This window comes from Streptomyces filipinensis, assembly GCF_014649495.1.
GTDB classification, from domain to species: Bacteria; Actinomycetota; Actinomycetes; order Streptomycetales; family Streptomycetaceae; genus Streptomyces; species Streptomyces filipinensis.
This window is the reverse complement of record NZ_BMTD01000001.1, coordinates 968,909-994,877: the sequence shown is the minus strand read 5'-3', so window position 1 is coordinate 994,877 and position 25,969 is coordinate 968,909. Positions and strand designations below refer to the sequence as shown.

The following is a 25,969-nucleotide window of genomic DNA, read 5'->3' as shown; positions in this document are numbered from 1 at the left end:
CATGCCGGTGCAGCCCTTACCCTTGGGTTTTGTGTTCCGTAGCCGTGCCAAGGACGAGAAGGCCTCCACCGACAAGACGCCGGTGGTCCTCTCCAAGCAGCCCCGTGACCCGCAGGCCCCGAAGGGCAGGCCCACGCCCAAGCGCAGTGAGGCCCAGTCCCAGCGGCGCAGCGTGGCCAAGACGCCCACCAACCGCAAGGAGGCCGCGAAGCGCCAGCGCGAGGACCGGCGCCAGGCCCTGGAGCGGCAGCGCCAGGCGCTGGCCAGTGGTGACGAGCGCTATCTGCCCGCCCGGGACAAGGGCCCGGTCCGCAAGTTCGCCCGCAACTGGGTGGACTCGCGGTTCAACGTGGCGGAGTTCTTCCTGCCACTCGCCGTGGTGATCCTCGTGCTCAGCGTGGTGCGGGTGCCGGCGATCCAGTCGATCGCGCTGCTGCTGTGGCTCGTGGTGATCGTGCTGATCGTGGTGGACGCGGCGATCAGCGGGTTCCGGCTGAAGAAGCGGCTCAAGGAGCGCTTCCCGGACGAGAACACGCGAGGCGCCGTCGCCTACGCCCTGATGCGCTCTCTCCAGATGCGCCGGCTCCGGCTGCCGAAGCCGCAGGTCAAGCGCGGAGAGCGGCCCTGAGCGCTGACGCTTTCACCGGGGGTGCGGCACACGCGTGGCTGGACAAGCTGGGCCACCTGCGTGATGTCGTACGGCAGGAGCTGGTGGCCCGGCAGCTCGACGAGCAGATAGCCGGGCGGTTCCCGGTCGGACAGCGGCTGCGGGTGCTCGACGTCGGGATGGGTCAGGGCACGCAGGCGCTGCGGCTGGCCCGGCTCGGTCATCAGGTGACCGGGGTCGAGCAGGACGCGACGATGATCGCCGCCGCGCGTGAGGCGCTGGCCGCGCAGCCGGAGGGCATCCGCGAGCGGGTCCGGCTGGTGCAGGGCGACGGGCGGGACACCGGTGTGCACTTCCTGCCGGGCAGCTTCGACGTGGTGCTGTGCCACGGGGTGCTGATGTACGTGGAGGAGCCCGACCCGCTGGTGGCGGGGCTGGCCCGGATGCTGGCGCCCGGCGGACTCCTCTCCCTGCTGGTCCGCAACGGCGACGCGCTCGCCATGCGGCCGGGTCTCGCCGGTGACTGGGCGGGCGCGCTGGCCGCCTTCGACACCACCGCCTACCGCAACCGTCTGGGCCTGGACGTACGGGCCGACCGGCTGTCGGCGCTCACCGCCACGCTCGCCGGGATCGCGGCCCCGCTGCACGCGTGGTACGGCGTCCGGGTCTTCACGGACACCGCGGCGGACGACGCGCCGATACCGGACGACCTGGAGACGCTGCTGGCGGCCGAGGAGCGGGCGGGGCGCACGGACCCCTACCGCGGGATGGCCGCGCTGCTGCACCTGTGCGGTGTACGCGGCTGAGACCGTTCGGCGGAGCAGCGCGGGCCGGATGATCATCGCCCGGTGAGACTCGGGGCATGGACGCTTCCCTCGCCCGTGCCCTCCGGAAGGCCGTGTCCGCCGTCGTGCTCGTGTGCTGCGCGGCCCTCGCCGCCGGCTGCACCGGCTCCGCCGCTCCGGCCGGCCAGGACACCGCCGCGCCGACGGGGGCGGCGGTGCCGATGGCCGTGAGCGATCTGCAGGCCCAGTACCAGAAGGTCATCAGGGAGGTCCTGCCGTCGGTCGTGCAGATCCAGGCGAGTCACGGCCTGGGCTCGGGCGTGGTCTACGACGACAAGGGGCACATCGTCACCAACGCGCACGTGGTCCAGTCGGAGAAGACCTTCAAGGTGACCACGGCCAACAGCGAGGAGCCGCTCACCGCGCGCCTGGTGTACTCCTACCCCGAGCAGGACCTGGCCGTGATCAAGCTGGACAAGGTGCCGGCCGGGCTGAAGGCGGCGGTGTTGGGGGACTCCGAGACGGTGGAGGTCGGCCAGATCGTGCTGGCCATGGGCTCGCCGCTCGGGCTGTCCTCCAGCGTGACCCAGGGCATCGTCTCGGCGACCGGGCGGACCGTCAGCGAGGGCAGCGCGGGCGGGGGTACGGGCGCGACGATCGCGAACATGGTGCAGACCTCGGCCGCCATCAACCCCGGCAACAGCGGCGGTGCGCTGGTGAACCTGGCCGGGCAGGTCATCGGCATCCCGACGCTCGCCGCCGCCGACCCCGACCTCGGGGGCAGCGCGGCGCCGGGCATCGGGTTCGCCATCCCCGCGTCCATGGTGAGGACGGTCGCCGGCCAGATCGTCGAGAAGGGCAAGGTCGTGGACTCGGGGCGGGCCGCGCTCGGCATCACCGCGCGCACGGTCGTGGACGACCGCTACCAGCCCGCCGGGGTGGCGGTGGTCACCGTCGCGAGCGGCGGCGCGGCCGACAGGGCGGGCCTGCGCCCGGGCGACATCATCACCGCGCTGGGCAAGGCGCCCATCACCACCATCACCTCCCTCTCGGAGGCGCTGGCGGCGGACAAGCCGGGGCAGCGGACGACGGTGACGTTCCAGCGGGACGGCGCCGAGCGAACGGCGAAGGTGACGCTGGGCGAGCAGTGACGGGGCCACGGCCCGGGCGGTTCCCCGGGCCCTGGCCCTCCCCACCGCCGTGCCGGGTTAGGCCGCGTCGGCGTGCAGGCTCATCGGGCCGTAGATCTCGGTGTTCTCCTCGAACAGCCGTACCTGGTCGGCCCCGCCCTCCAGCAGCGCCTTCCAGTGCTCCCCGATCCAGGACTCGGCATCCCCCTGCGTGGTGAACTCCTCGGGCTGCACCGCGGGCTGGACCTCCGTCCCGTCGGCCTTCTCGAACCGCCACGTCCATGCCGTCATGTGGGCCTCCTTGTGATCCGACGCCTGCTGGAAGACTAGCCGGAAGCGCAAGACCTGATCAGACAGGCGAAAATCGATCCGTGGAAGTGACTCTGCTCGGTACCGGCGCCCCGGCCGGACTGCCCCGGCCCGACTGCCCCTGCGCCGCCTGCGCGACCGCGCTCGGCCCCGACACACGGGCCGCCACCGCCGTGTTGGTGGACGGGGAGCTGCTGCTGGACCTGACGCCCGGCGCGGCGTTCGCGGCCGCGCGGGCCGGGCATTCGCTGGGCGGGGTGCGGCAGGTGCTGCTGTCCCATCCGCACGACGGGCCGGCGGTGGAGGTGCCGGCCGGGCTGCCGCAGCCCGGGCGGGTGCCGGACGGGCGGGAGTTGGCGCTGCTGACGGGACATCGGGTGCGGGCCGTGGCGATGGACGCGGGCGGCACCGGGTACGCGGTGACCGGGCGGGACGGGCAGCGGATGCTGTATCTGCCGCCGGGCGGGGCGCCGGCCGGTCTGACGGAGGCGACGGCGGAGTCGTACGACATGGTCCTCGCGGACGTGGTGGGCCGCCCGGACGCGCTGGCCCGGCTGCGGGCGTTCGGCTCCGTCGGGCCGGCCACCGATGTGGTCGCCGTCCATCTCGACCATGACGTGCCGCCCGGCCCGGAGCTGCGGCGCCGGCTGGCGGCGGCCGGGGCGCGGGCGGTCGCCGACGGTACGACGCTGGCGGTCGGGGCGTACGAGGACGTGCCCGACGTGCCGCGCCGGACTCTGGTGCTGGGCGGGGCGCGCTCGGGCAAGTCGGTGGAGGCCGAGCGGCGTCTGGAGACCTTCCCGGACGTGCTGTACGTGGCCACCGGCGGGACCCGCGGCGGGGACCGCGAGTGGGCGCAGCGGGTGGCCGTGCACCGGGAACGGCGGCCGGGGTCGTGGCGTACGGCGGAGACGACGGATCTGGTGCCGCTGCTCGCCGAGGACGGGCCGCCGCTGCTGATCGACTGTCTGTCGCTGTGGCTGACGGACGTCATGGACTCCGTGGGCGCGTGGGACGACGCGGAGTGGGCGGGCGGGGGTGAGAGGTCCCTGCGGGAGCGGGTACGGGAGCTGGCGGACGCCGTGCGCCGTACTCGGCGGACCGTGGTCGCGGTGTCCAACGAGGTGGGGTCGGGGATCGTCCCGGCGACCGCGTCGGGGCGGCGGTACCGGGACGAACTCGGGCGGCTGAACGCGGCGTTCGGGGCGGAGTGCGAGCAGGTGCTGCTGGTGGTGGCGGGGCAGGCCGTCGTGCTCCGGGGCTGAGCGGGCGCGCCTGCCCGCGCCGGCAGGACGCCGCCGCGAGCGCCCCGGAGGGGCGCGGGGAAGGGCGCGGCCGGCCGCGACGCACCCGCGGTCAGGCACGGTCCTTGCGGGCCACGATCCGGTACGCGTTCGAGAACCTTGTGTGGCGGAGCAACGGCGCCAGGACGTGGTCGGCGGCCGCCGCCACGTCCAGCAACGGCGCCGCGGCCGTCCTCAGCAGGGGATGGCGCGCCGAGGCCAGGGCGACGGCGCCGGAGAGGTCGTAGGGGATGTGCGGCGCGCTGCGGTCCGTGACGAGGATCGTGCAGCCCAGGGACTCCAGCTCCGCGCGCAGGTTCGCCAGCGGCATCAGGTGCAGGTGGCGGGGCTGGCCGAAGGGCAGCCACCATCTGCCGAGCAGGGCGGCGAACGCGCTGCGCGGGTCGGCGACTTCCACGACGAGGTGGCCGCCGGGGCGCAGGACCGTCAGGGCCGCGCGGAGTTCGGCGCGCGGGTCGGGCGCGTGCTCGACATGGCGGAACATGCTGACCACGTCGTAGCGGTTGCGCAGCCGGGCCGCCATCTGCGGGGTGGAGAGGTAGCCGCGGTGGGCCTCCTCGACCCGCTCCTCCAGCTGGGCCTGCTGCACCCGGGCCGTCGGGTCCAGGCCGTCGAAGCTCGTGTACGGGAAGAACTCCTTCGCCGCCTCGGGGAAGCGGGCGTGGCCCGTGCCCACGTCCAGCCAGCTCTCCGCCTCGGCCAGCGCCGACAGCTTGCGGGCGGTGTCGCGGTGCCGGCGCTGGACCGCGCGGGCGGACAGCACGCGGGCGGTGAACTCCTCCAGGTGCCGTTCGTAGAAGTCCCGGTGGAAGAAGGCGAACCCCTCCGCGGTGAGCCGGGGATTCTGGAAGACGTGGGCGCAGTCACGGCACTTGTCGACGACGAACCTGCCCGGCCGGTGCCGCAGGGGATCGCGCGCCCGCACCCGGGCGCGCAGCCGTCCGGAGCCGCACCAGGGGCAGTTCTCGCGGCGCGGTTCGAGGAAGGGGTCGGAGGACCGCTGGGGGCGCCCCTCGCGAGGGAGGGGCGTCGGTGTGGAAGGCGAGGTCGGCATGGGCGGCTCCCTGTGCGACATTCCGCTGCAAACCGGAACGTATGGGATCCTGATCTTGGGTGCAATGACGTCGGCGGGGTGTGGTGGCGATGTGGCACGGAAGCGTTCGTTCTCTGGCGGTACTGTTCGGCGAATGAGCAGGCTTAATCTGGACGACTTCACCGATCTGATCGAGCGCCCGGACGGGGGCGTGCGCCGTGACGCCGAGGCCCTGCGGGAGCGCCAGATCGTGCCGCCCGGGGCGCTGGGACGCCTCGACGAGCTGGGCGAGTGGCTGGCCGCCGCACAGAGCGCCGTACCGGTCCGGACCGTGGAGCGGCCGCGGGTGATCCTCTTCGCCGGTGACCACGGGGTCGCCGAGCTGGGCGTCTCGGCGCGTCCGGCGGGCGGTGCGGAGCAGCTGGTGCGGGCGGTGCTGGAGGGCGCCGGCCCGGTGTCCGTCCTCGCGCGGCGGCAGGAGGTGCCCGTACGGGTCGTGGACATGGCCCTGGACTGCGCGCCCGACACCTTCCCGCAGGACGTCGTACGGCACCGGGTGCGGCGCGGCAGCGGCCGTATCGACATCGAGGACGCGCTCACCTTGGAGGAGGCCGAGGCGGCGCTGCGCGCGGGCGTGGCCGTCGCCGACGAGGAGGCCGACTCGGGTACGGATCTGGTGGTGCTCGGCGACATCAGCGTGGGCGGGACCACGGCCGCGGCGGTGCTGATCGCCGCGCTGTGCGGGACCGACGCGTCGGTGGTGACCGGCCGGGGCGGGGTCGCGATCGACGACCTGGCGTGGATGCGCAAGTGCGCGGCGATCCGGGACGCGCTGCGGCGGGCGCGGCCGGTGCTCGGCGACCAGCTGCAGCTGCTGGCGACCGTGGGCGGTGCGGACCTCGCGGCGATGACCGGCTTCCTGCTGCAGTGCGCGGTGCGGAAGCTGCCGGTGATCCTGGACGGCGTGGTGGCCGCCGCGTGCGCGCTGGTCGCGCAGCGGGTCGCCTTCCGGGCGCCGGACTGGTGGCTGGCCGGGCACGACAGCGGGGAGCCGGGGCAGGCGAAGGCGCTGGACCGGATGGCCCTGGAGCCGCTGCTGGCGCAGGGCGTGAAGGTCGGCGAGGGCGTCGGGGCGCTGCTGGCGCTGCCGTTGGTCCGGGCCGCGGCGGCGCTGGCGGCGGAGCTTCCCGAGAAGGACCCGGAAGAGGCCTCCGGGAAGGAGCTGGAGGAGCCTTCCGGGAACGAGCCGGGGGCGGGCTCCCAGGAGGAGCCGGGAGACGCGTCCGGGAAGGAGCCGGAAGACACGGAGGAGTAGTCGGGTTTCGGCCGGTCCGGCACGGCCGGACTCCACCGGCGCGGCCGAGCACCCGTGCGGCGGAACGGAGTTGCCGGCCGGGTCGGCCGCGCGACAGCGCGCACGCCACAGCGACCGGAAAAGTACGGTTGGCCCGGGCAGCACCCATATCATCCTGCCCCATGGGAGATGCCCGAATTGCGGTGCTGCAGCATGCCGAGCCGGGGCGCCCGGGCGCGGAGGGGCAGCGGTCCACCGGGGCCTCCCGGCGGGCCGCCGCCTTCGCCGTCTGGTATCTGCGGACCGTCGCTTTCATCAACTTCCTCAGCGCGGTCTGGGTCTCGCTCGGCCAGGACGTACGCCGCCACAACCAGGACGACTTCTTCACGCCGTACCTGCTGACGGCCGGCTTCGCCTCCGGCGTGTTCACCGCCTTCCTGGCGATCACCATGCGGCGCAGGAAGCGCGCCGCCTGGATCCTCAACCTCGTGCTCAGCGGCTCCTTCCTGGCCCTGTTCGCGCTCGCCATGGCGTTCCCGGACATCCGGGGGTACGCGCAGAACTGGATCTCGCTGGTCCTCACGGCCGCCTTCGTCGCCGCGCTGCTCGTGGGCCGCCGGGAGTTCTACGCCAGGGGCGACCGGTCCAACCCGCGGCTGGCCGCGACCGTCGCCGTCGGCGGCGGCCTCGCGGCCAGCCTGCTCGCCGGGGTGCTGGTGACCGTCACCAACCAGGCGCCGGACGCGGCCCGTTCGACCTTTCCGGAGCGCTGGCGCTACGGCACCCTGCGCCTGGTCTCGGTGGCCGCCGAGGAGTCCCGCTTCCAGGGGATCGACCCGCCGAACTGGGCCAACGTCGCCGTCAACGTGCTCAGCACGGCCCTCGTCCTCGCCGTGCTCTACGCCGCGTTCCGCTCCCGGCGCGCCGTCGACCCGCTGACCGAGGACGACGAGAAGCAGCTGCGGGCGCTGCTGGAACGGCACGGCGAACGGGACTCGCTGGGCTACTTCGCGCTGCGCCGGGAGAAGAGCGTGGTGTGGTCGCCGACCGGGAAGGCGGCCGTCGCCTACCGCGTGGTCGGCGGGGTGAGCCTGGCCTCCGGTGATCCGCTCGGGGATCCCGAGGCGTGGCCGGGCGCGATCGGCCCGTGGCTGGCCGAGGCACGGGCGCACGGCTGGATCCCGGCGGTGATGGGGGCGGGCGAGGAGGCGGGCACGGTCTACGCCCGGCACGGGCTCGACGCCCTGGAGCTCGGTGACGAGGCGATCGTGGAGGTCGCCGACTTCACGCTGGAGGGCCGGGCGATGCGGACGGTCCGGCAGGCCTACAACCGGGTCGGGCGGGCCGGGTACGAGGTGCGGATCCGGCGCCACGAGGACATCCCGGCGGGCGAGATGGCGTACCTCGTCGAGCGCGCCGACGACTGGCGGGACGGGGCGACCGAGCGCGGCTTCAGCATGGCGCTGGGCCGGCTCGGGGACCCCGCGGACGGGCGGTGCGTGCTGCTGGAGTGCACCGACGCCGAGGGCCGGCTGCGGGCGCTGCTGTCCTTCGTGCCGTGGGGCCCGCACGGGCTGTCCCTGGACCTGATGCGCCGCGACCGGCACGCCGAGAACGGGCTGATGGAGTTCATGGTCCTCGAACTGCTGCGGCGGGCCCGCGAGATCGAGATCACGCAGGTGTCACTCAACTTCGCGATGTTCCGTTCGGTCTTCGAACGTGGCGCGCGCCTCGGTGCTGGACCGGTGCTGAGGCTGTGGCGGTCGCTGCTCAGCTTCTTCTCGCGCTGGTGGCAGATCGAGTCGCTGTACCGCGCCAACGCAAAGTACCGGCCCATCTGGGAACCGCGGTTCCTGCTCTTCGAGAAGAGCGCGGACCTGCTGCGCATCGGCCTCGCGTCGGCCCGCGCGGAGGGCTTCCTGGAAGCGCCGGGGCTGCCCAAGTGGCTGCACCGCAGGCATCTGGGCACGCGCAGATGACCACACGGGGGATGAGGAACGGTTGATGAGAACGCTCGCCCGCTGGGCCCGTGAGGAGTGGGGCCTGCTGTACGTCACCGTGCGGGAGGCCCTGCTGAAGCGACGGCTGCGGGCGATCCCGATGACCGCCGGGGCGGTGTGTCTGACGGCCTTGCTCCAGTACGTGCAGAACCAGCCATGGGGCTACCAGTTCGTGCAGAACGCGGGCGCGGTACGGGCCGAGGACCCGCTGTGGCTGGCCCTGCTGCGCACCCCCCTGTCGCTGTTCGTGCCGGCGCTGGATCTGCCGGTGTGGGGCGCGCTGGCGCAGATCCTGCTGGTGTTCGGGATCGCCGAGGTGTGCATCGGCTGGTGGCGGACACTGGTCCTCGCGTACGTCGCCACGCTCGCCGGGACGCTGTACGCGCGCATCGGCATCACGCTCGGCGCACACGCCCCGTTCGGGCTGCCGTGGACGGACGCGCAGGTGGTGGACACCGGTCCGTCGGCGGCCGTGGTGGGGCTCGCCGTGTTCGTGAGCTGGCGGTACGGCGCCTACCTCACGGCGGGCGCGGTGACCCTGGCGATGGTGGTCGAGGTCCTGCTCAAGGAGAACCTGGCGGGCAAGGAGCATCTGGCCGCACTGATGGCCGTGGGGCTGCTGTGCCTCGCGGTGGCGCTGCGGCACCGCCGCGGGCACGGGCTGCGGCGCGCCCGCGCCCGTGTGCTGCGGCGCGGTCAGCGGCCGCCGGGCAGCCGGGCCGGGCGCGGGTCGGGCTTGCCGCCGATCCAGTCCTGAACGGCGCGGCGCGGCGCGGCCCAGCGGCGGTCGTGGCGGTAGGCGCGCAGGACGGCCCTGGCGCGGGCGCGGGGCCGGTTGCCGTAGAAGCGGCGGGCCCACGGGGAGCCGGGGCGGGCGAGCCGGACCGCGCCGACGAGCGCGACCAGCGGCACGATCGCCCCGAAGACCGCGACGCGCGCCTTGCCCTTGCTCAGGGCCACGAGCGCGAAGAGGAAGTTCATGGCGATGGTGCTGAGGGCGCCGCCGCGGTCCTGCAGCTCCTGCCGGGTCAGGTCGTTGACGCCGAAGGGGGCGAACCCGGCGAGCAGCAGGCCGACGAGCGCGGCGGTGAGCACGACGGCCTCGACGCTCTTGCGGCCCTCCTCGGTCCAGTAGACGTCGTCCAGGTGCAGGATCAGCGCGAACTCGTCCAGCACCAGACCGGCCCCCATACCGAACAGGACCGCGGCGACGACCCCGCCCGTCCCGTGCCGGTCGCTGGCGACCGCGCCGAATCCGCCGACCACGGTGAGGACGACCCCGGGGACGACGTGGTGGATGTGCACCCCGCCTGCCTTGACGTTGCCGAAGGGGCCCTTGCCGGCCCGGATCAGCCGGGTGATCACCCGGGTGACCACGAAGGTCAGCAGGAAGGCGGCGAGGGCGAGCAGCAGCGGGAGTTTGCCCGGTTCGACGATGTTCCGCTCCCACCAGTGCCCCATATGCGCACCTTATCCCCCGGTACGAACGGCGGCTCCACGACCGCCGGGTAACCTTCGCCGGTGCTCAAGTCCTCCCCTCTCGACGGCCTCCGCTTCGCCTTCGGCACCCTCACCGTGCTGCCCGTCCGGGTGCGCCGCTGGGACCGGGGAGCCGCACGCGGCGGCATGCTGGGCGCGCCCGTCGCCGGGCTGGTCGTGGGCGCCTGCGCCGCCGGACTCGGGCTGCTGCTGCTCCTCCTGGGCACCGGCCCGCTGCCCGCCGCCGTCGCCTCGGCCGCCGTACCCGCCGCCCTGACCCGCGGTCTGCACCTCGACGGTCTCGCCGACACCGCCGACGGCCTGGGCAGCGGCAAGCCCGCGGAGGACGCGCTGCGGATCATGAAGCAGTCGGACATCGGCCCGTTCGGCGTGATCACCCTGGTCCTGACGCTGCTGGCCCAGGTCGCCGTGCTGGCACAGCTGTACGGCGACTCGTGGGCCCGGGGTGCCGCGGCGGCCGTAACCTCGGCGGTCACCGCCCGGCTCGCCCTCACCTGCGCCGCCCGCACCGGCGTGCCGGCCGCCCGCCCCGAGGGGCTGGGGGCGGCGGTGGCGGGAGTCGTACCGGTGGCGGGGGCGGCGGCCGTGGCGGCGGCGGTCACGCTGGGTTCGGCCGCCTGGGGCTGGACTTCGGGCCCGTACGGCGCCCTGCGCGCGGCGGCCGCGGTACCGCTGGCCCTGGCGGCGGCCGAACTCCTGCTGCGCCGCTGTGTGAACCGCTTCGGCGGGGTCACCGGGGACGTCTTCGGCGCGCTGGAGGAGACGGCCGCGACGGCCTCGCTCGTGGTCCTGGCGCTGGGCGGCTGAAAGCACGCCAGCACGCCTCCCCCCGGCGGCGCTAAGCTCTCCGCCCGTACACGGACAAGAAAGTATGATCGGGGGAACTCCGTGTTGAAGCTGCGCCGCACCCTGGCCTGGTCCATAGACTTCGCACTGATCGTCGCGGCGGCCACGCTGCTCGCCGTCCTCACCTTCCACAGAGTCAGCGCGCTGGTGACCGACGTACCGGAGCTGGCCACGAAGGGCGGTCTCGACCTCGTCACCTCGCGCGGTGACGTCATCGGCGCCTCCGAACACCTCGGGCTGTCCCTGTGGGACAAGGTGGTGCTGGACGTCGAGGAGGCCTTCGGCGCTCTCGTCGTCGTCACGTTCCTCTACCAGTGGGCCTGCCTCACCTGGCTCGGCCGCACCCTCGGCAAGGGTCTGCTCGGCCTGCACGTCACCCCGCGGCTGTCCCGGCACGCCGTGCGCCGCGCCGCCGTCACCACCGCTGCCGACGTGGCGGTGTACGCGCTGGCCTGTGTGCTGCTGATCGAGGGTCACTTCGCGCTCTCGGTGCTGGTGTGGGCGGTCGCGGTGGTGCTGTTCCTCGTCAACGCGCTGACCGTGTTCTTCCCCGGCCGCCGCTCCCTCGCCGACCGGCTGGCCGGCACCTCGGTGGAGGGCGCGTTCCGGCGGGCGGGGTCCGGCCCGATGGAACGCGTGCCCCTGGGCTGAGCGCCGGCGCGCGTCGAACTATGGCTCGTTCCCCGGCCCGGAGGAGCCAGAAGTGGCCACGGCGCCACACGCGGGTGAACACCCGAAGGAATGAGCGAACGCACTCACGCGCGTAGTCTCGTCCCGGGTGTTCGCCGACAGGGTGAAGGCCCCGGTTGCCACCTGCGCCCAGGCATGGACCTAGGGTCGGCTCTCGGGCCCGGTCGACCCACCCCACTTCGGCCACAGCAACTTCACATCGGAAGCGAGATTTCACCACCGTGACTGCTCTGACTCTCAGCACCGCCGCGGCGCCAGGCCTGCGGGCCGACGCGATCGTGATCGGTGTCGCCAAGGGCGCTGGACCCAGGTCTGGGGACCTCGTCGTAGCGCCGGGCGCCGAGGCCGTGGACAAGGCGTACGACGGCAAGCTGGCCGGCGTCCTGGAGACCCTCGGCGCCTCGGGTGCCGAGGGCGAGCTGACGAAGCTGCCCGCTCCGGCCGGCTTCAAGGCACCGCTCGTGGTGGCGGTCGGCCTGGGCGCGGAGCCCGGCGCCAAGGACGCCGACGCCGGCTACGACGCCGAGGCGCTGCGCAAGGCCGCCGGTGTGGCGGCCCGGGCGCTGGCCGGTTCGAAGAAGGCCGCGTTCGCCCTGCCCGTCGACGGCGCGGGCGCCATCGGCGCGATCGCCGAGGGCGTGCTGCTCGGCGCGTACTCCTTCGACGTCTACAAGGAGAACGGCCAGGCGAAGAACGGCGCCAGGTCCAAGAACGGCAAGGCGCCGCTGGCCGAGGCCGCGCTGCTCGGCGGCAAGCCCCGCGACGCCGCCCACAAGGGCGCGGTCGCCCGCGCCGTCGCGGTCACCGAGGAGCTGAACCGTGCCCGCGACCTGATCAACACCCCGCCGAACGACCTCACCCCCGCGATCTTCGCCGGCATCGCTCAGGCCGCGGCCAAGGAGCACGGCATCAAGGTGCAGGTGCTCGACGACAAGGCCCTGGCCAAGGGCGGCTACGGCGGCATCCTCGGCGTCGGCGGCGGCTCGGCGGCCACCCCGCGCCTGGTGAAGCTGTCGTACACCCACCCGAAGGCGGAGAAGCACCTCGCGTACGTCGGCAAGGGCATCACCTACGACTCGGGCGGCATCTCGCTGAAGCCGGCCGGGCACAACGAGACGATGAAGTGCGACATGAGCGGTGCCGCCGCCGTGTTCGCCGCCGTCGTCGCCGCCGCGCGGCTCGGCCTGGAGGTCAACGTCACCGGCTGGCTGGCGCTGGCCGAGAACATGCCGTCCGGCTCCGCCGTGCGCCCGGGTGACGTGCTGCGCATGTACAGCGGCAAGACCGTCGAGGTCCTCAACACCGACGCCGAGGGCCGGCTGGTCCTCGCCGACGCGCTGTGGGCGGCCTCGCTGGAGAACCCGGACGCGATCGTGGACGTCGCCACGCTGACCGGCGCGATGATGCTGGCGCTGGGCAGCCGGACGTTCGGCGTCATGGCCAACGACGACGCGTTCCGCTCCGCGGTGCACGAGGCGGCGGAGGAGGTCGGCGAGCCGGCCTGGCCGATGCCGCTGCCAGAGCACCTGCGCAAGGGCATGGAGTCCCAGGTCGCCGACATCGCGAACATGGGTGAGCGGATGGGCGGCGGCCTCGTCGCCGGGCTCTTCCTGCGCGAGTTCGTGGGCGAGGACATCACGTGGGCGCACCTGGACATCGCCGGCCCGGCGTTCAACGAGGGCGGTCCGTTCGGGTACACGCCGAAGGGCGGCACGGGTTCTGCCGTACGGACGCTGGTCCGGCTGGCGGAGCTCACGGCCGCGGGTGACCTGGGCTGACGTTCGCCCACTGACTCGGGTCGCCTCGCTCGTGCGGCGACCGCGGGGGCGTGGGGGCTGGTCGCGCAGCTCCCCGCGCCCCTGGGCCGGCCGCCCCGAGCCCCCTTTTCAAGTGAGCGTGGGGTGTCTCACACTCCAGCCCGGCGTCTCGTCCGCCTCGAACAAGTGCAAAGATGGAGCCCGGCAGGACAGGGCCCCACCGAAGGGCCGAAGCATCAAGCGGCCGGACACCAGCCGCCCGCCGGTCATCGCAGACCGGCGCAAGGCGCACATGCATGGAGGACGTGACGTGGCGAACGACGCCAGCACCGTTTTCGACCTAGTGATCCTCGGCGGTGGTAGCGGTGGTTACGCCGCGGCCCTGCGCGGGGCGCAGCTGGGCCTGGACGTCGCCCTGATCGAGAAGGACAAGGTCGGCGGCACCTGCCTGCACCGGGGCTGCATCCCCACCAAGGCCCTGCTGCACGCGGGCGAGATCGCCGACCAGGCCCGCGAGAGCGAGCAGTTCGGCGTGAAGGCGACCTTCGAGGGCATCGACGTCCCGGCCGTCCACAAGTACAAGGACGACGTGATCTCGGGCCTGTACAAGGGTCTCCAGGGCCTCATCGCCTCCCGGAAGGTGACCTACATCGAGGGTGAGGGGCGCCTGTCCTCCCCCACCTCCGTCGACGTCAACGGCCAGCGCGTCCAGGGCCGCCACGTCCTGCTGGCGACCGGCTCCGTGCCGAAGTCGCTGCCGGGCCTGGAGATCGACGGCAACCGGATCATCTCCTCCGACCACGCCCTCGTCCTGGACCGCGTGCCGAAGTCCGCGATCATCCTGGGCGGCGGTGTCATCGGCGTCGAGTTCGCCTCGGCGTGGAAGTCCTTCGGGTCCGACGTCACGGTCATCGAGGGCCTGAAGCACCTCGTCCCGGTCGAGGACGAGAACTCTTCGAAGCTTCTTGAGCGCGCGTTCCGCAAGCGCGGCATCAAGTTCAACCTCGGCACCTTCTTCCAGAAGGCCGAGTACACCCAGGACGGCGTGAAGGTCACCCTGGCGGACGGCAAGGAGTTCGAGGCCGAGGTCCTCCTCGTCGCCGTCGGCCGCGGCCCGGTCTCGCAGGGCCTGGGCTACGAGGAGGCCGGGGTCGCCATGGACCGCGGCTACGTCCTCGTCGACGAGTACATGCGCACCAACGTCCCGACCATCTCCGCGGTCGGTGACCTCGTCCCGACGCTCCAGCTCGCGCACGTCGGCTTCGCCGAGGGCATCCTGGTGGCGGAGCGTCTGGCCGGTCTGAAGGTCGTTCCGATCGACTACGACGGTGTCCCGCGGGTGACGTACTGCCACCCGGAGGTCGCCTCCGTCGGCATCACCGAGGCCAAGGCCAAGGAGATCTACGGCGCGGACAAGGTCGTCGCTCTGAAGTACAACCTGGCGGGCAACGGCAAGAGCAAGATCCTGAAGACCGCGGGCGAGATCAAGCTCGTCCAGGTCAAGGACGGTGCCGTGGTCGGCGTCCACATGGTCGGCGACCGCATGGGCGAGCAGGTCGGCGAGGCCCAGCTGATCTACAACTGGGAAGCGCTGCCGGCCGAGGTCGCCCAGCTCATCCACGCCCACCCGACGCAGAACGAGGCGCTCGGCGAGGCGCACCTGGCGCTGGCCGGCAAGCCGCTGCACTCCCACGACTGAGCCTTCGGTCAACGGGCGCGACGACACAGACTTCCGCAATTCGTTAGGAGCAACCGAAACCATGGCGGTTTCCGTAACCCTTCCGGCGCTCGGTGAGAGCGTCACCGAGGGCACTGTCACCCGCTGGCTGAAGGCCGAGGGCGAGCGCGTCGAGGCCGACGAGCCGCTGCTCGAGGTGTCGACCGACAAGGTGGACACCGAGATCCCCTCGCCGGCCGCCGGTGTGCTGGCCTCCATCAAGGTCGCCGAGGACGAGACGGTCGAGGTCGGCGCCGAGCTGGCCGTCATCGACGACGGCACCGGCGCCCCCGCGGCCGCCCCGGCCCCCGCCGCTGCCGAGGCTCCGGCTCCGGCCGCCGAGCCCGCCCCGGCCCCGGCCGCTGAGGCCCCGGCCGCTGAGGCCCCGGTCGCTGAGGCCCCGGCCGCCCCCGCCGCCGCTCCGGCTGCCCCGGCCGGTGGCGCCCAGGGCACGGACGTGGTCCTGCCCGCGCTCGGTGAGTCCGTCACCGAGGGCACCGTCACCCGCTGGCTGAAGTCGGTCGGTGACTCCGTCGAGGCCGACGAGCCGCTGCTCGAGGTCTCCACGGACAAGGTCGACACCGAGATCCCGGCGCCCGCCTCCGGCGTGCTGCTGGAGATCGTGGTGAACGAGGACGAGACCGCCGAGGTCGGCGCCAAGCTCGCCGTCATCGGCGCCCCGGGTGCCGCCCCGGCCGCCGCCCCGGCTCCGGCCGCTCCGGCGCCCGCCGCCGCTGCCCCGGCCGCTCCGGCCCCGGCCCCGGCCGCCCCGGCACCCGCCGCTCCGGCTCCGGCGCCCGCCGCCGCTGCCCCGGCCGCTCCGGCCCCGGCCCCGGCCGCCCCGGCTCCGGCCGCCCCGGCCACCGCGCCGACCTCGCCGACCGCCACCCAGGCGACCGACGAGGGCGCGTACGTGACCCCGCTGGTGCGCAAGCTCGCCGCCGAGAACGGCGTCGACCTGGCCACCGTCAAGGGCACCGGCGTCGGCGGCAGGATCCGCAAGCAGGACGTCATCGCCGCCGCCGAGGCCGCGAAGGCCGCCGCGGCCGCCCCGGCTCCGGCCGCTGCCGCCGCCCCCGCCGCGAAGAAGGCCCCCGCCCTGGAGGCCTCCCCGCTGCGCGGCCAGACCGTCAAGATGCCCCGCATCCGCAAGGTCATCGGCGACAACATGGTCAAGGCGCTGCACGAGCAGGCCCAGCTGTCGTCGGTCGTCGAGGTCGACGTCACCCGCCTGATGCGTCTGCGCGCCCAGGCCAAGGACTCCTTCGCCGCGCGCGAGGGCGTCAAGCTCTCCCCGATGCCGTTCTTCGTGAAGGCGGCGGCCCAGGCGCTGAAGGCCCACCCGGTCATCAACGCCAAGATCAACGAGGCCGAGGGCACGATCACCTACTTCGACTCCGAGAACATCGGTATCGCGGTGGACTCGGAGAAGGGCCTGATGACCCCGGTCATCAAGGGCGCCGGCGACCTCAACATCGCCGGTATCGCCAAGGCCACGGCCGACCTGGCGGGCAAGGTCCGCGCCAACAAGATCACCCCGGACGAGCTGTCCGGCGCGACCTTCACCATCTCCAACACCGGTTCGCGCGGTGCCCTGTTCGACACGATCATCGTGCCGCCGGGCCAGGTCGCGATCCTCGGCATCGGTGCCACGGTCAAGCGTCCGGCCGTCATCGAGACCGCGGAGGGCACGGTCATCGGCGTCCGTGACATGACCTACCTGACCCTCTCCTACGACCACCGCCTGGTCGACGGCGCCGACGCGGCCCGTTACCTGACGGCGGTCAAGGCGATCCTGGAGGCGGGCGAGTTCGAGGTCGAGCTCGGTCTCTGATCCCGCGGCCTTCGGGTCGAGGATCTCAACGAAGTCGGTCCGGGGTGCTGACACCCCGGACCGGGTGGTACGGCGCCCCGTCCGGAGCTTCTCCGGGCGGGGCGTTTCGTGTCTGCCGGCACACGGTGCGTGTAAGGCTCGTCTCACCTGCGCGAAAGCGCCCCCAGACTTCCCACCCCCGGAGCTAACCCGCCGTATTGTCTAAACGTCAGCCCTCCCTAAGGAGCCCTCATGACCGCGCCCGTCGTCCACTCGCTGCGCGAGCAGATCCGCGAGCACATCGTGGAAGGAATCGTCAGCGGGCGCTGGCAGCCGGGTGAGCGCATCGTGGAGCGGCGGATCGCCACCGAGCTGGAGGTCAGCCAGACTCCCGTGCGCGAGGCCCTGCGCGAGCTGGAGTCGCTGCGTCTGATCGAGTCGGCCCCCAACAAGGGCGTCCGCGTCCGCAATCTGACCGCGGCGGACCTGGAGGAGAGCTACCCTGTCCGGGCCGGCCTGGAGGCCATCGCGGCGGAACTCGCGGCGGAGCGCCTCGCGGTGGACTGCTCGGCGCTGGAGCCGCATGTGGCGGCGCTCTACGACGCCGACCGCCAGGCCGACGGCACCGCCCAGGTCCGCCACACGGTCGGCTTCCACCGGGAACTGGTCCGCGCCGCGGACAACTCGGTGCTGCTGCACACCTGGGAGGGTCTGGGCATCGAGGTGTTCACGGCCCTGTCCATCCGCTGGCTGGGCACGGTGCAGCAGTCGTACGCGGAGGAGCACGAGGAGCTGGTGCAGGCGTTCAAGCGCCGGGATCCGCGGATCGCGGAGCTGGTCAAGGCACATGTCCTGGGGTGCGCCCCGCGGCCTTGATCGCACCCGAGCATCCCCCCGCTCACCTGCGAAAACAAGGTCATCCGGCGTCACCCGGTGCCATCACTGAAGGCACCGCGTGCCGACTTTCTCCAAATCAAGAGGTTTTCCCCCTCAACCCTTTGATCGATCATCGATCAGGGAGTTACAGTCGCCGACGGACTTCCACCGAAGTCCAGCCCTGTCCTGCCAAAGACCTAGGGCACCCCCGAACCCTTACCGATGAGGGAACCCCCTTCGACTGAGGAAGGCGGCGACATGACCGACCCCAACGCCATCCAGCCGAGCGCGCTCGACCAGCTCCCGGACCGCGACCCGGAGGAGACCGCCGAATGGCAGGCCTCCCTCGACGCCGTCGCCAGGGAGGCCGGGCCGCACCGCGCCGCGTATCTGATGCGGCGCACGCTGGAGCGCGCCGAGGCGGGCGGCATCGCGCTGCCGAAGCTCCTCGAGACGGACTACGTCAACACCATCCCCACCTCCGCGGAGCCGGCGCTGCCCGGTGACCCGGAGATGGAGGCCCGGATCACCGCCTGGAACCGCTGGAACGCGGCCGCCATGGTCACCCGCGGCAGCAAGTACGGCGTCGGCGGCCACATCGCCACCTTCGCCTCCGCCGCCTGGCTCTACGAGACCGGCTTCAACCACTTCTTCAAGGGCAAGGAGGGCGACGGCTCCGGCGACCAGCTGTACATCCAGGGCCACGCCTCCCCCGGCATCTACGCCCGCGCCTTCCTCGACGGCCGGCTGAACGAGCACCACCTGGACAACTTCCGCCAGGAGGCCGGCGGCAACGGACTGCCGTCGTACCCCCACCCGCGGCGCCTGCCCTGGCTGTGGGAGTTCCCGACGGTGTCGATGGGCCTCGGCCCGCTCTCCGCGATCTACCAGGCGCGCTTCAACCGCTACCTCACCAACCGCGGCATCAAGGACGTCTCCGCCTCCCACGTCTGGGCCTTCCTGGGCGACGGCGAGATGGACGAGCCGGAGTCGACCGCGGCCCTCGCGCTCGCCGCCCGTGAGGAGCTGGACAACCTCACCTTCGTCATCAACTGCAACCTGCAGCGCCTCGACGGCCCGGTGCGCGCCAACTTCAAGATCGTGCAGGAGCTGGAGGCCCAGTTCCGCGGCGCCGGCTGGAACGTGATCAAGACGCTGTGGGGCTCGGCCTGGGACGAGCTGTTCCAGCTCGACACCACCGGCGCGCTCGTACGCCGTCTGCGCGAGGTACCGGACGCGCAGATCCAGACGTACCAGACCCGGGACGCCGCCTACATCCGCGCCGACTTCTTCGGCAAGGACCCGGCGCTCGCCGAGATGGCGAAGCTGCTGAGCGACGACAAGATCGTCGAGATCTTCCACCTCTCGCGCGGTGGTCACGAGGCCCGCAAGGTCTACGCCGCGTACAAGGCCGCCGTCGAGCACAAGGGCGCGCCGACCGTGATCCTGGCCCAGACGGTCAAGGGCCACACCCTCGGCGAGGGCTTCGCGTCGAAGAACGCCAACCACCAGATGAAGAAGCTGACGGTGGACGAGTTCAAGACGATGCGCGACCTGCTCGGCCTGCCGATCAAGGACAGCGACTTCACCGACGGCGTGGTCCCCTACGGCCACCCGGGCGCCGACTCCCCCGAGGTCCGCTACCTGCAGGAGCGCCGCGCGGCCCTCGGCGGTCCCGCCCCGGCCCGCCGTACGCACGCGCTGGCCCCGCTGCCCGCCCCCGCCGAGAAGGCCTTCACCTCCTTCGACAAGGGCTCCGGCTCGCAGAACGTGGCCACCACCATGGCCTTCGTCCGCCTGGTCAAGGACCTGGTCCGCGACAAGGAGACGGGCAGGCGCTGGGTGCCGATCGTCCCCGACGAGGCGCGCACCTTCGGCATGGAGAGCCTCTTCCCGTCCCTGGGCATCTACTCCCCCAAGGGCCAGACGTACGAGCCGGTCGACCGCGACCAGCTGATGTACTACAAGGAGGCCAAGAACGGCCAGATCCTCAACGAGGGGATCACCGAGGCCGGTTCGATGGCCGACTTCATCGCCGCGTCCAGCGCGTACGCGACGCACGGCGAGGCGATGATCCCGTTCTACATCTTCTACTCGATGTTCGGCTGGCAGCGCACCGCCGACCAGATGTGGCAGCTCGGCGACCAGCTCGGCCGCGGCTTCCTCGTCGGCGCGACGGCGGGCCGTACGACCCTCACCGGCGAGGGTCTGCAGCACGCCGACGGCCACTCCCCGGTGATCGCGGCGACGAACCCCGCCGCCCTCACCTACGACCCCGCGTTCGCCTACGAGGTCGCGGTGATCGTCCGTGAGGGTCTGCGCCGGATGTACGGCGAGGCCAAGCCGGGCGAGGACCAGAACGTCTTCTACTACCTGACGGTCTACAACGAGCCGCTGCCGCAGCCGGCGAAGCCGCAGGGCCTCGGCATCGACGAGGGCATCGTCAAGGGCCTGTACCGCTTCAACACGGCGGAGTCCGCGGGCGCGACCGTGGCCGCCAACGCCCCCCGCATCCAGCTGCTGAGCTCCGGTACGGCGATCCACTGGGCCCTCGAAGCCCAGAAGGTGCTCGCCGACGAGTGGGGTGTCGCGGCCGACGTGTGGTCCGCGACCTCCTGGTCCGAGCTGCGCCGGGACGCGATGGAGGCGGACACCGCCCTCCTGCGCGGCGAGGAGCGGGTGCCGTACGTCCGTCAGGCGCTGCAGGGCGCCGAGGGCCCGGTGCTGGCGGTCTCCGACTACATGCGCCAGGTCCCGGACCAGATCGCGCAGTGGGTCGAGCAGGACTGGTCCTCGCTGGGCGCCGACGGCTTCGGTCTGTCGGACACCCGTGAGGCCGCCCGCCGCCACTTCGGCGTCGACGCCCCGTCGATCGTCGTCGCGGCCCTGGCCCAGCTCGCCAGGCGCGGCGAGGTGAAGGCCACGGCGGTCAAGGAGGCCCGCGAGAAGTACGGGCTGTAATCAGCCCAGGGTTCGACGAAGGGGTACGGCGGCCGCCGTACCCCTTCCCTTTTTCTCTCTCTGCCCGCCCCGGCCGATGTCAGGGGCCCCCGGCATCATGAAGGGCATGCGTGCCGCTCGGCTCATCAAAATGGTGCTCCTTCTCCAGTCCCGGCCGTCCATGACCGCCGCCGAGCTCGCCCGCGAGCTGGAGGTGTCGGAGCGGACGGTCACCCGCGACGCGCAGGCGCTGTCGGAGGCGGGGGTGCCGGTGTACGCGGACCGTGGGCGGGCCGGCGGCTACCGGCTGGTCGGCGGGTACCGGACGCGGCTGACGGGGCTGGCCAGGAGCGAGGCGGAGGCGCTGTTCCTCGGCGGGGTGCCGGGGGCGCTGCGTGAGATGGGCCTGGAGGACGCCCACTCCGCCGCCCGGTTGAAGGTGTCCGCCGCGCTGTCGCCGTCCCTGCGCGACGCCCCGGACAGCGCCGCGCAGCGCTTCCATCTGGACGCGCCGGCCTGGTTCCGGGAGCCGGAGCCGCCCGCGCTGCTGCCGGTGGTCGCGGAGGCGGTGTGGGACGACCGCCGGGTCGCCGCCCGGTACCGGCGCGGTGAGGAGGAGGTGGAGCGGCGGCTGGAGCCGTACGGGCTCGTGCTGAAGGCGGGCGTCTGGTACCTGTGCGCGCGGGTGGCCGGCGGTGGCTCGTTCCGGACGTACCGCATCGACCGGTTCACCTCGGTGGACCCGCTGGAGGAACGCTTCGCCCGTGATCCGGACTTCGACCTGCCCGGTCACTGGGCCGAGCAGGCCGAGCGGTTCGCGCGTTCGCTGCTGCGTGCCGAGGTGGTCGTACGGCTGTCCCCGCAGGGCGTGCGCGGGCTGCGGTACGCCGTCGACCCGGTGTCGGCGCGTCAGGCGCTGGGCCAGGTGGGCGAGCCGGACGGGGCGGGCTGGGTGACGGTGACCCTGCCGGTGGAGTCCGAGGAGATCGCGCAGGCGCAGCTGACGGCGCTCGGGGCGGACGTCGAGGTGCTGGCCCCGGCGGGCCTGCGGGCGCGGTTCGCGAGGAACGCGGCCCGGCTGGCCGCGCTGTACGACGGTACGGACCGTGGCCCCGACGGCGGTACCGAGCGTGGGGCGGACGCCGGATAACGATCCGCCGCACTCCGGCGCACTCCGCGTGCGTCCCTCCGGTGAAGGCCCGATGCTGGTGCCGTGATGGACGAGACGGAGTTCTGGGAGCTGATCGACGCCACCCGCGAGGCCGCCGAGGGCGATCCCGAGGAACAGGCGGACGTGCTCGTGGACCGGCTGCTCCAGCTGGACCCCGACCTGGTCCTGGACTTCGCCCGTCACTTCGAGGCCCGCTACAACCGCGCCTACCACTGGGATCTGTGGGGCGCCGCCTGGGTGCTGCTGGACGGGGCCAGCGACGACGCGTTCGACTTCTTCCGCTGCTGGCTGATCGGCCAGGGCCGGGAGGTGTACGAGGGCGCCCTGCACGATCCGGACGCGCTGGCGGAGCTGCTGGACGACTTCGACGAGGAGATCGACGGCGACGGCGAGGAGCTCGGCTATGCGGCGGACGAGGCGTACGAGCAGCTGACCGGCACGGTCGCGCCCGATCTGGGGATCGCCCCGGCGCCCGCCGAGCCGGCGGGAACGCCGGTGGACTTCGAGAACGAGCGGGCGCTCGCCGAACGCTTTCCCCGGCTGTGGGACCGCTTCCGGGAGTGAGCGGCGCCGGCTCGGCCGGCCGTGCGCCGGCGGGTGCTGTCGGCCGGCAGGCAGGCCTGGGTCCGGTCGGCCCTCACGGCGTGGTGCAGCGGGGCGGCGTTGACCTGGTCGAGGGCGGACGCGGTGACCGCGGCGGGACCGAGGACGACGGTCGCGACCGCGCAGACCACCGCCCAGGGACGCCACGCGGTCCGCGGCCGGGACGGCTGCTGCGCGGCTTCGGTACGGGTACGGCTGCTGTTCATGATCCCCACCTCCGGTCGGCTGGTGTCGTGCACGACCGTAGGGCGCGGGGCTCGGAGGAGGCTGCGTGGCGGCTATGGCGTTCCTGTGGGCGGTGGCGGCGCGGTCCGGCCGTGGGCGGCGGCGCCGCCGGGGACGGCGGTGCCGCTCGGGACCGCCGTGCGGCTGGGGTGCATGCTGCCACTGGGGTGCGCTGTGCGGCCCTGGAGGCGGGCGGCCTGTTCCCTGATCTCGGGGAGGCGGGCGGCGAGGGCGGCGCCGGGGCAGCTGGTCATGAACCCGGCGTTGTGGCCGGCGACGGCGGGCAGTGTGGCGGTGGCGCCGGTGCGGTAGCGGCTGTGGCTGCTGCTGGACACGAGGCGGACGCTCGCGCGCGGGTCGACGTCGGCGAGGCCGAGTTTCCAGGCGGTCAGGGCGGCGATGGCGTCGGTCATGGCCCGCGGCACGGGGACGCCGGCCGTGAAGGTGCCGAGGGCGGCGATGCCGGCCGTGCGGTGGTTGAAGCCCAGGGTGTGGGCGCCGGTGACGGGCCGGTCGACGCCTCCGGCACGGCCTTCGTAGATGGTGCCGCAGCGGTCGACGAGGAAGTTGTAGCCGATGTCGTCCCAGCGGCGGTCGCCGGTCTGGCCGGCGTACAGGTGCTGGATGATGCGCGGCGCGTCGGCGCAGTCGTACGCGCTCGGCGAGTCGGTGTGGTGGAGGAAGACGGCGACCACCTTGTCGTCGTAGCGCGGGGGCGGCTGGGTGCGCTGGGCGGTGCCCAGCCAGACCGAGCGGGGCACGATGCGCGGGCGGGCGGCGCGGTGGGCCGGGGCGCGGGCCGGCCCGGGCCGGTCGAGACGGACCGCCTCGGGGCGCTCGGCACCGCGGGCGCACAGCACGAGCGTGAGGACGGCCACCAGAGCGGGCAGACAGCCGAGCAGCACCAGCAGCACCCCGGGCCCCCGCCGCCGGATGCGGCTCGGCGCCCACGACGCCTTGCGCGACGCGGGCGGCTGCGGCGGTCCAGGGGTCTCGGCGGCTCCCGGGGGCTCCTGGCTCCCGGCCGCGGCTCCCGAGGGCCCCTGGCTCCCGGCCGCCTCGAAGACCTCTGCCACCGGTCCCCCCGAGCCGATCGCCGCCCCGGACCCCGCCGAGCCCTCCCCTGCCCCGGAGGCCCCAGCCACCACCGACTGTCCCGAGCCCTCCGAAACCCCGGAAGACTCCCCCGTCCCGCACACCCCAGACACCACCGACGACCCCAGCGCCTCCGAAACCCCAGAGGACTCCACCGCCCCGAGCGACTGGACCACTGCCGCCGACCCCGGGCCCTCCGAAACCCCGGGAAGCGTCTCCCCGGTCCCGGACGCCCCAGACACCACCAACGGTCCCGAGCCCTCCGAAACCCCGGAAGACTCCCCCGTCCCGCACACCCCAGACACCACCGACGACCCCAGCGCCTCCGAAACCCCGGGAAGCGTCTCCCCGGTTACCGACGGCCCCGAGGCCTCCGCGATCCCGGAGGGCTCCTCCGCAGGGAGCGACCCGGGTCCCGACGCCTCCGAGCTCCCGGACGTCCCGGTCCCGGTCGTCCCGGAAGTCGAGCGCAGGTCCGGCGGCTCCGACGTTCCGGGCGCTTCCCGCGTCCCGGGCGTCTCCGGCATCCCCGAGGTGTCGGAGGATTTCTGCGGCCCGGCGGTATCCGGCGTCCCCGAGGTGCCGGAGGGCTGCTGCGGCCCGGAGACCTCCCGCGTCCCCGAGGTGCCGGAAGTCCGCTCCGGCTCGGAGATCTCCCCCGTCTCCGCGCTCTCCGCTGTGCCGGACCTCTCCGGCACACCGAGCCCCTCCGATGCACCGGGCCTGTCCGGGACACCGGATCTGTCCGGTACACCGGATCTCTCCGGCATTCCAGATCTCTCCGGTGCCCCGGGCCGCTCGGGTGTCCCGGGCCTCTCCGGGTTCCCCGGCTTGCCCGGTGTCCGCCGGGTTCCGGGCCTGCGCAGTGTTCTTCGGACGGCGTGCATGCTCCCACTCTCGGGGCCCCGGGTCGTGCCCGCGATGTGCGCTGTGCCACCCGGCGGAACCATCGTCCCGGTCCGGGACGTTTCTGGGGGTACACACATACGTGGCCGGTTCGCCGTCCGGTGCCCGTGCCCGTCTGTGGGCGACTGATCACCGGGCCCGTCCCGTCCGTACTGAGGGGTCCGAGAGAAAGGCGGCTCCGTGGACCTGCTCGACCTGGTGCTTGTGCTGGTCATCCTCGTCTACGCGGCGTCCGGTTACCGGCGCGGGCTGGTGGCCGGCTGCGTCTCGCTGGCCGGGTTCGTCGGCGGTGCCGTCGTCGGCGTCTGGGTGCTGCCCTGGGTGACCGGCCTGGCGGAGCGGGGTACGGCACAGGCGACCGCGCTCGCGGTGGTGACGGTGCTGGTGCCGGCGGTGGTGGGGCACGAGCTGGCGGGCCGGCTGGCGCTGCGGCTGCGCGGGGAGCTGGACCGGGGGCCGCTGCGGGTGGCGGACGGGATAGGGGGCGCGGCGGCGAACTCGGTCGCGGTGCTGATCGTGGCCTGGGTGGCGGCGAGCGTGCTGGCCGCGGCCCCCTCGCAGACCCTCGCCACGGCGATACGGAACTCGACGCTGCTGGGCGCGGTGCAGCAGGCGATGCCGGACACGACTCCCGCGTGGTTCTCGCGGGCCACGTCGGCGCTGACGGAGGCGGGCTTCCCGCAGGTCTTCAACCCGTTCGAGAACGAGTCGACGGCCCGGGTGGCCCGGCCCTCGGGTGACAGCGTCACCCCGGCCGCGACGCGCGCCGCGAAGCTGAGCACGGTGAAGATCGAGGGTGTGTCCGGCAACGAGGGCCGGGAGGGCAGCGGGTTCGTCTACTCCGCGCGGCACGTGATGACCAACGCGCACGTGGTGGCGGGCATCGACCACCCGAGCGTGCGGGTGGGCGGCGTCGGGCGGTCGTACGTGGCCCGGGTGGTGCTCTTCGACCCCGACCGGGATGTGGCGGTGCTGTACGTGCCGGAGCTGAGGGCCCCGGTGCTGCACTTCGACACGCGCGCGGCGCGCGGCGACTCGGCGGTGGTGGCGGGCTATCCGCAGGACGGCAGCCTGAACCTGCAGGCGGCGACGGTGGCGAGCCGGGTGCGGGCGACCGGGCAGAACATCTACAGCGACGGCGTGGTCACCCGGGACATCTACTCGATCCGCTCCACGGTCCGCCCGGGCAACTCCGGCGGACCGCTGCTGACCACGGACGGCAGGGTGTTCGGCGTGGTCTTCGCCCGTTCCACCTCGGACACCGAGACGGGGTATGCGCTGACGGCGGACGAGGTGGCCGCCGACGCCCGGCAGGCGGCCAGGTCGACGGCGCGGGTGGACACGGGGCAGCTGGTCAGCTCCTGACGG

General features: G+C 73.2%; 21 protein-coding genes. 17 read left to right on the top strand and 4 right to left on the bottom strand.

What is annotated here, in order from left to right; genetic code table 11:
- The first annotated feature begins 1 nt into the window (after position 1).
- The 3 genes from IE244_RS04485 (at position 2) to IE244_RS04475 (ending at position 2,543) form a co-directional block, all read left to right on the top strand.
- A complete protein-coding gene (locus IE244_RS04485; protein ID WP_191871266.1) occupies positions 2-628 on the top strand; it encodes a DUF3043 domain-containing protein in 627 nt (208 codons plus the stop codon).
- Positions 629-711: 83 nt separating this feature from the next.
- Positions 712-1,413 carry a class I SAM-dependent methyltransferase gene (locus IE244_RS04480; RefSeq protein ID WP_191871265.1) on the top strand — a complete coding sequence of 234 codons (702 nt, stop codon included), beginning with the start codon at positions 712-714 and terminating at the stop codon, positions 1,411-1,413.
- A gap of 56 nt (positions 1,414-1,469) precedes the next feature.
- A complete protein-coding gene (locus IE244_RS04475) occupies positions 1,470-2,543 on the top strand; it encodes a S1C family serine protease (RefSeq protein ID WP_191871264.1) in 1,074 nt (357 codons plus the stop codon).
- A 57-nt stretch (positions 2,544-2,600) separates the two neighbouring features.
- Here the strand turns inward: IE244_RS04475 and IE244_RS04470 are convergent, their stop codons facing one another.
- Positions 2,601-2,813, bottom strand: coding sequence for a hypothetical protein (locus IE244_RS04470; protein ID WP_055709718.1), 213 nt, complete (start codon positions 2,811-2,813; stop codon positions 2,601-2,603).
- Between the two features lie 80 nt (positions 2,814-2,893).
- Between IE244_RS04470 and IE244_RS04465 the strand changes: the two genes are divergently transcribed.
- Entirely contained in the window at positions 2,894-4,096 is a 1,203-nt protein-coding gene (locus tag IE244_RS04465; RefSeq protein ID WP_191871263.1) for a bifunctional adenosylcobinamide kinase/adenosylcobinamide-phosphate guanylyltransferase, read from the top strand.
- Between the two features lie 91 nt (positions 4,097-4,187).
- On the opposite strand, the gene IE244_RS04460 is transcribed toward IE244_RS04465, so the two are convergent.
- Positions 4,188-5,189 (bottom strand): methyltransferase domain-containing protein, encoded by a 1,002-nt coding sequence (locus IE244_RS04460; RefSeq protein WP_191871262.1) that lies wholly within the window; start codon positions 5,187-5,189, stop codon positions 4,188-4,190.
- 133 nt (positions 5,190-5,322) lie between these two features.
- On the opposite strand from IE244_RS04460, the gene cobT reads away from it, so the two are divergent.
- The 3 genes from cobT (at position 5,323) to IE244_RS04445 (ending at position 9,219) form a co-directional block, all read left to right on the top strand.
- Positions 5,323-6,483 (top strand): nicotinate-nucleotide--dimethylbenzimidazole phosphoribosyltransferase, encoded by a 1,161-nt coding sequence (gene cobT, locus IE244_RS04455; RefSeq protein ID WP_191871261.1) that lies wholly within the window; start codon positions 5,323-5,325, stop codon positions 6,481-6,483.
- A 161-nt stretch (positions 6,484-6,644) separates the two neighbouring features.
- Positions 6,645-8,441 carry a phosphatidylglycerol lysyltransferase domain-containing protein gene (locus tag IE244_RS04450; RefSeq protein ID WP_191871260.1) on the top strand — a complete coding sequence of 599 codons (1,797 nt, stop codon included), beginning with the start codon at positions 6,645-6,647 and terminating at the stop codon, positions 8,439-8,441.
- 25 nt (positions 8,442-8,466) lie between these two features.
- The gene (locus IE244_RS04445) at positions 8,467-9,219 is read left to right on the top strand and encodes a hypothetical protein (protein WP_191871259.1); all 753 of its coding nucleotides are present in this window, start codon (positions 8,467-8,469) and stop codon (positions 9,217-9,219) included.
- Here the strand turns inward: IE244_RS04445 and IE244_RS04440 are convergent.
- Complete coding sequence (locus tag IE244_RS04440; protein WP_191871258.1) at positions 9,159-9,923, bottom strand: hypothetical protein; 765 nt, start codon at positions 9,921-9,923, stop codon at positions 9,159-9,161. The two genes, IE244_RS04445 and IE244_RS04440, sit on opposite strands and share 61 nt — an antisense overlap.
- A 60-nt stretch (positions 9,924-9,983) precedes the next feature.
- On the opposite strand from IE244_RS04440, the gene IE244_RS04435 reads away from it, so the two are divergent.
- The 9 genes from IE244_RS04435 (at position 9,984) to IE244_RS04395 (ending at position 22,336) form a co-directional block, all read left to right on the top strand.
- Positions 9,984-10,769 (top strand): adenosylcobinamide-GDP ribazoletransferase, encoded by a 786-nt coding sequence (locus IE244_RS04435; protein ID WP_191871257.1) that lies wholly within the window; start codon positions 9,984-9,986, stop codon positions 10,767-10,769.
- A gap of 81 nt (positions 10,770-10,850) precedes the next feature.
- On the top strand, positions 10,851-11,459 hold the full coding sequence (locus IE244_RS04430) for an RDD family protein (RefSeq protein WP_229853942.1): 609 nt from the start codon (positions 10,851-10,853) through the stop codon (positions 11,457-11,459).
- A 260-nt stretch (positions 11,460-11,719) separates the two neighbouring features.
- Complete coding sequence (locus IE244_RS04425) at positions 11,720-13,276, top strand: leucyl aminopeptidase (protein ID WP_191871256.1); 1,557 nt, start codon at positions 11,720-11,722, stop codon at positions 13,274-13,276.
- Between the two features lie 289 nt (positions 13,277-13,565).
- Entirely contained in the window at positions 13,566-14,954 is a 1,389-nt protein-coding gene (lpdA, locus tag IE244_RS04420; RefSeq protein ID WP_053711762.1) for a dihydrolipoyl dehydrogenase, read from the top strand.
- Positions 14,955-15,015: 61 nt separating this feature from the next.
- Entirely contained in the window at positions 15,016-16,806 is a 1,791-nt protein-coding gene (sucB, locus tag IE244_RS04415) for a 2-oxoglutarate dehydrogenase, E2 component, dihydrolipoamide succinyltransferase (protein WP_191871255.1), read from the top strand.
- 231 nt (positions 16,807-17,037) lie between these two features.
- Positions 17,038-17,661 (top strand): GntR family transcriptional regulator, encoded by a 624-nt coding sequence (locus IE244_RS04410; protein WP_031173098.1) that lies wholly within the window; start codon positions 17,038-17,040, stop codon positions 17,659-17,661.
- 258 nt (positions 17,662-17,919) lie between these two features.
- Complete coding sequence (aceE, locus tag IE244_RS04405; RefSeq protein WP_191871254.1) at positions 17,920-20,622, top strand: pyruvate dehydrogenase (acetyl-transferring), homodimeric type; 2,703 nt, start codon at positions 17,920-17,922, stop codon at positions 20,620-20,622.
- Positions 20,623-20,728: 106 nt separating this feature from the next.
- Positions 20,729-21,751, top strand: a complete 1,023-nt coding sequence (locus IE244_RS04400) for a helix-turn-helix transcriptional regulator (protein WP_191871253.1) — start codon at positions 20,729-20,731, stop codon at positions 21,749-21,751.
- 66 nt (positions 21,752-21,817) lie between these two features.
- Positions 21,818-22,336: a DUF4240 domain-containing protein gene (locus tag IE244_RS04395; RefSeq protein ID WP_191871430.1), complete on the top strand. Its 519-nt coding sequence runs from the start codon at positions 21,818-21,820 to the stop codon at positions 22,334-22,336.
- 317 nt (positions 22,337-22,653) lie between these two features.
- On the opposite strand, the gene IE244_RS04390 is transcribed toward IE244_RS04395, so the two are convergent.
- The gene (locus tag IE244_RS04390; protein WP_191871429.1) at positions 22,654-23,505 is read right to left on the bottom strand and encodes a peptidoglycan recognition protein family protein; all 852 of its coding nucleotides are present in this window, start codon (positions 23,503-23,505) and stop codon (positions 22,654-22,656) included.
- Between the two features lie 1,276 nt (positions 23,506-24,781).
- Here IE244_RS04390 and IE244_RS04385 point away from each other — a divergent pair.
- Positions 24,782-25,966 (top strand): MarP family serine protease, encoded by a 1,185-nt coding sequence (locus IE244_RS04385; RefSeq protein WP_191871252.1) that lies wholly within the window; start codon positions 24,782-24,784, stop codon positions 25,964-25,966.
- The last annotated feature ends 3 nt before the right edge of the window (positions 25,967-25,969 follow it).

What these genes read in the sequence shown, in the direction of transcription:
- IE244_RS04440 (WP_191871258.1), bottom strand. Translation starts at nt 9,923, where the DNA reads ATGGGGCACTGGTGGGAGCGGAACATCGTCGAACCGGGCAAACTCCCG.
- IE244_RS04400 (WP_191871253.1), top strand. Translation starts at nt 20,729, where the DNA reads ATGCGTGCCGCTCGGCTCATCAAAATGGTGCTCCTTCTCCAGTCCCGG.
- IE244_RS04395 (WP_191871430.1), top strand. Translation starts at nt 21,818, where the DNA reads ATGGACGAGACGGAGTTCTGGGAGCTGATCGACGCCACCCGCGAGGCC.
- IE244_RS04460 (WP_191871262.1), bottom strand. Translation starts at nt 5,189, where the DNA reads ATGCCGACCTCGCCTTCCACACCGACGCCCCTCCCTCGCGAGGGGCGC.
- IE244_RS04485 (WP_191871266.1), top strand. Translation starts at nt 2, where the DNA reads ATGCCGGTGCAGCCCTTACCCTTGGGTTTTGTGTTCCGTAGCCGTGCC.
- IE244_RS04475 (WP_191871264.1), top strand. Translation starts at nt 1,470, where the DNA reads ATGGACGCTTCCCTCGCCCGTGCCCTCCGGAAGGCCGTGTCCGCCGTC.
- IE244_RS04410 (WP_031173098.1), top strand. Translation starts at nt 17,038, where the DNA reads ATGACCGCGCCCGTCGTCCACTCGCTGCGCGAGCAGATCCGCGAGCAC.
- cobT (WP_191871261.1), top strand. Translation starts at nt 5,323, where the DNA reads ATGAGCAGGCTTAATCTGGACGACTTCACCGATCTGATCGAGCGCCCG.
- IE244_RS04445 (WP_191871259.1), top strand. Translation starts at nt 8,467, where the DNA reads ATGAGAACGCTCGCCCGCTGGGCCCGTGAGGAGTGGGGCCTGCTGTAC.
- aceE (WP_191871254.1), top strand. Translation starts at nt 17,920, where the DNA reads ATGACCGACCCCAACGCCATCCAGCCGAGCGCGCTCGACCAGCTCCCG.
- IE244_RS04450 (WP_191871260.1), top strand. Translation starts at nt 6,645, where the DNA reads ATGGGAGATGCCCGAATTGCGGTGCTGCAGCATGCCGAGCCGGGGCGC.
- sucB (WP_191871255.1), top strand. Translation starts at nt 15,016, where the DNA reads ATGGCGGTTTCCGTAACCCTTCCGGCGCTCGGTGAGAGCGTCACCGAG.
- IE244_RS04470 (WP_055709718.1), bottom strand. Translation starts at nt 2,813, where the DNA reads ATGACGGCATGGACGTGGCGGTTCGAGAAGGCCGACGGGACGGAGGTC.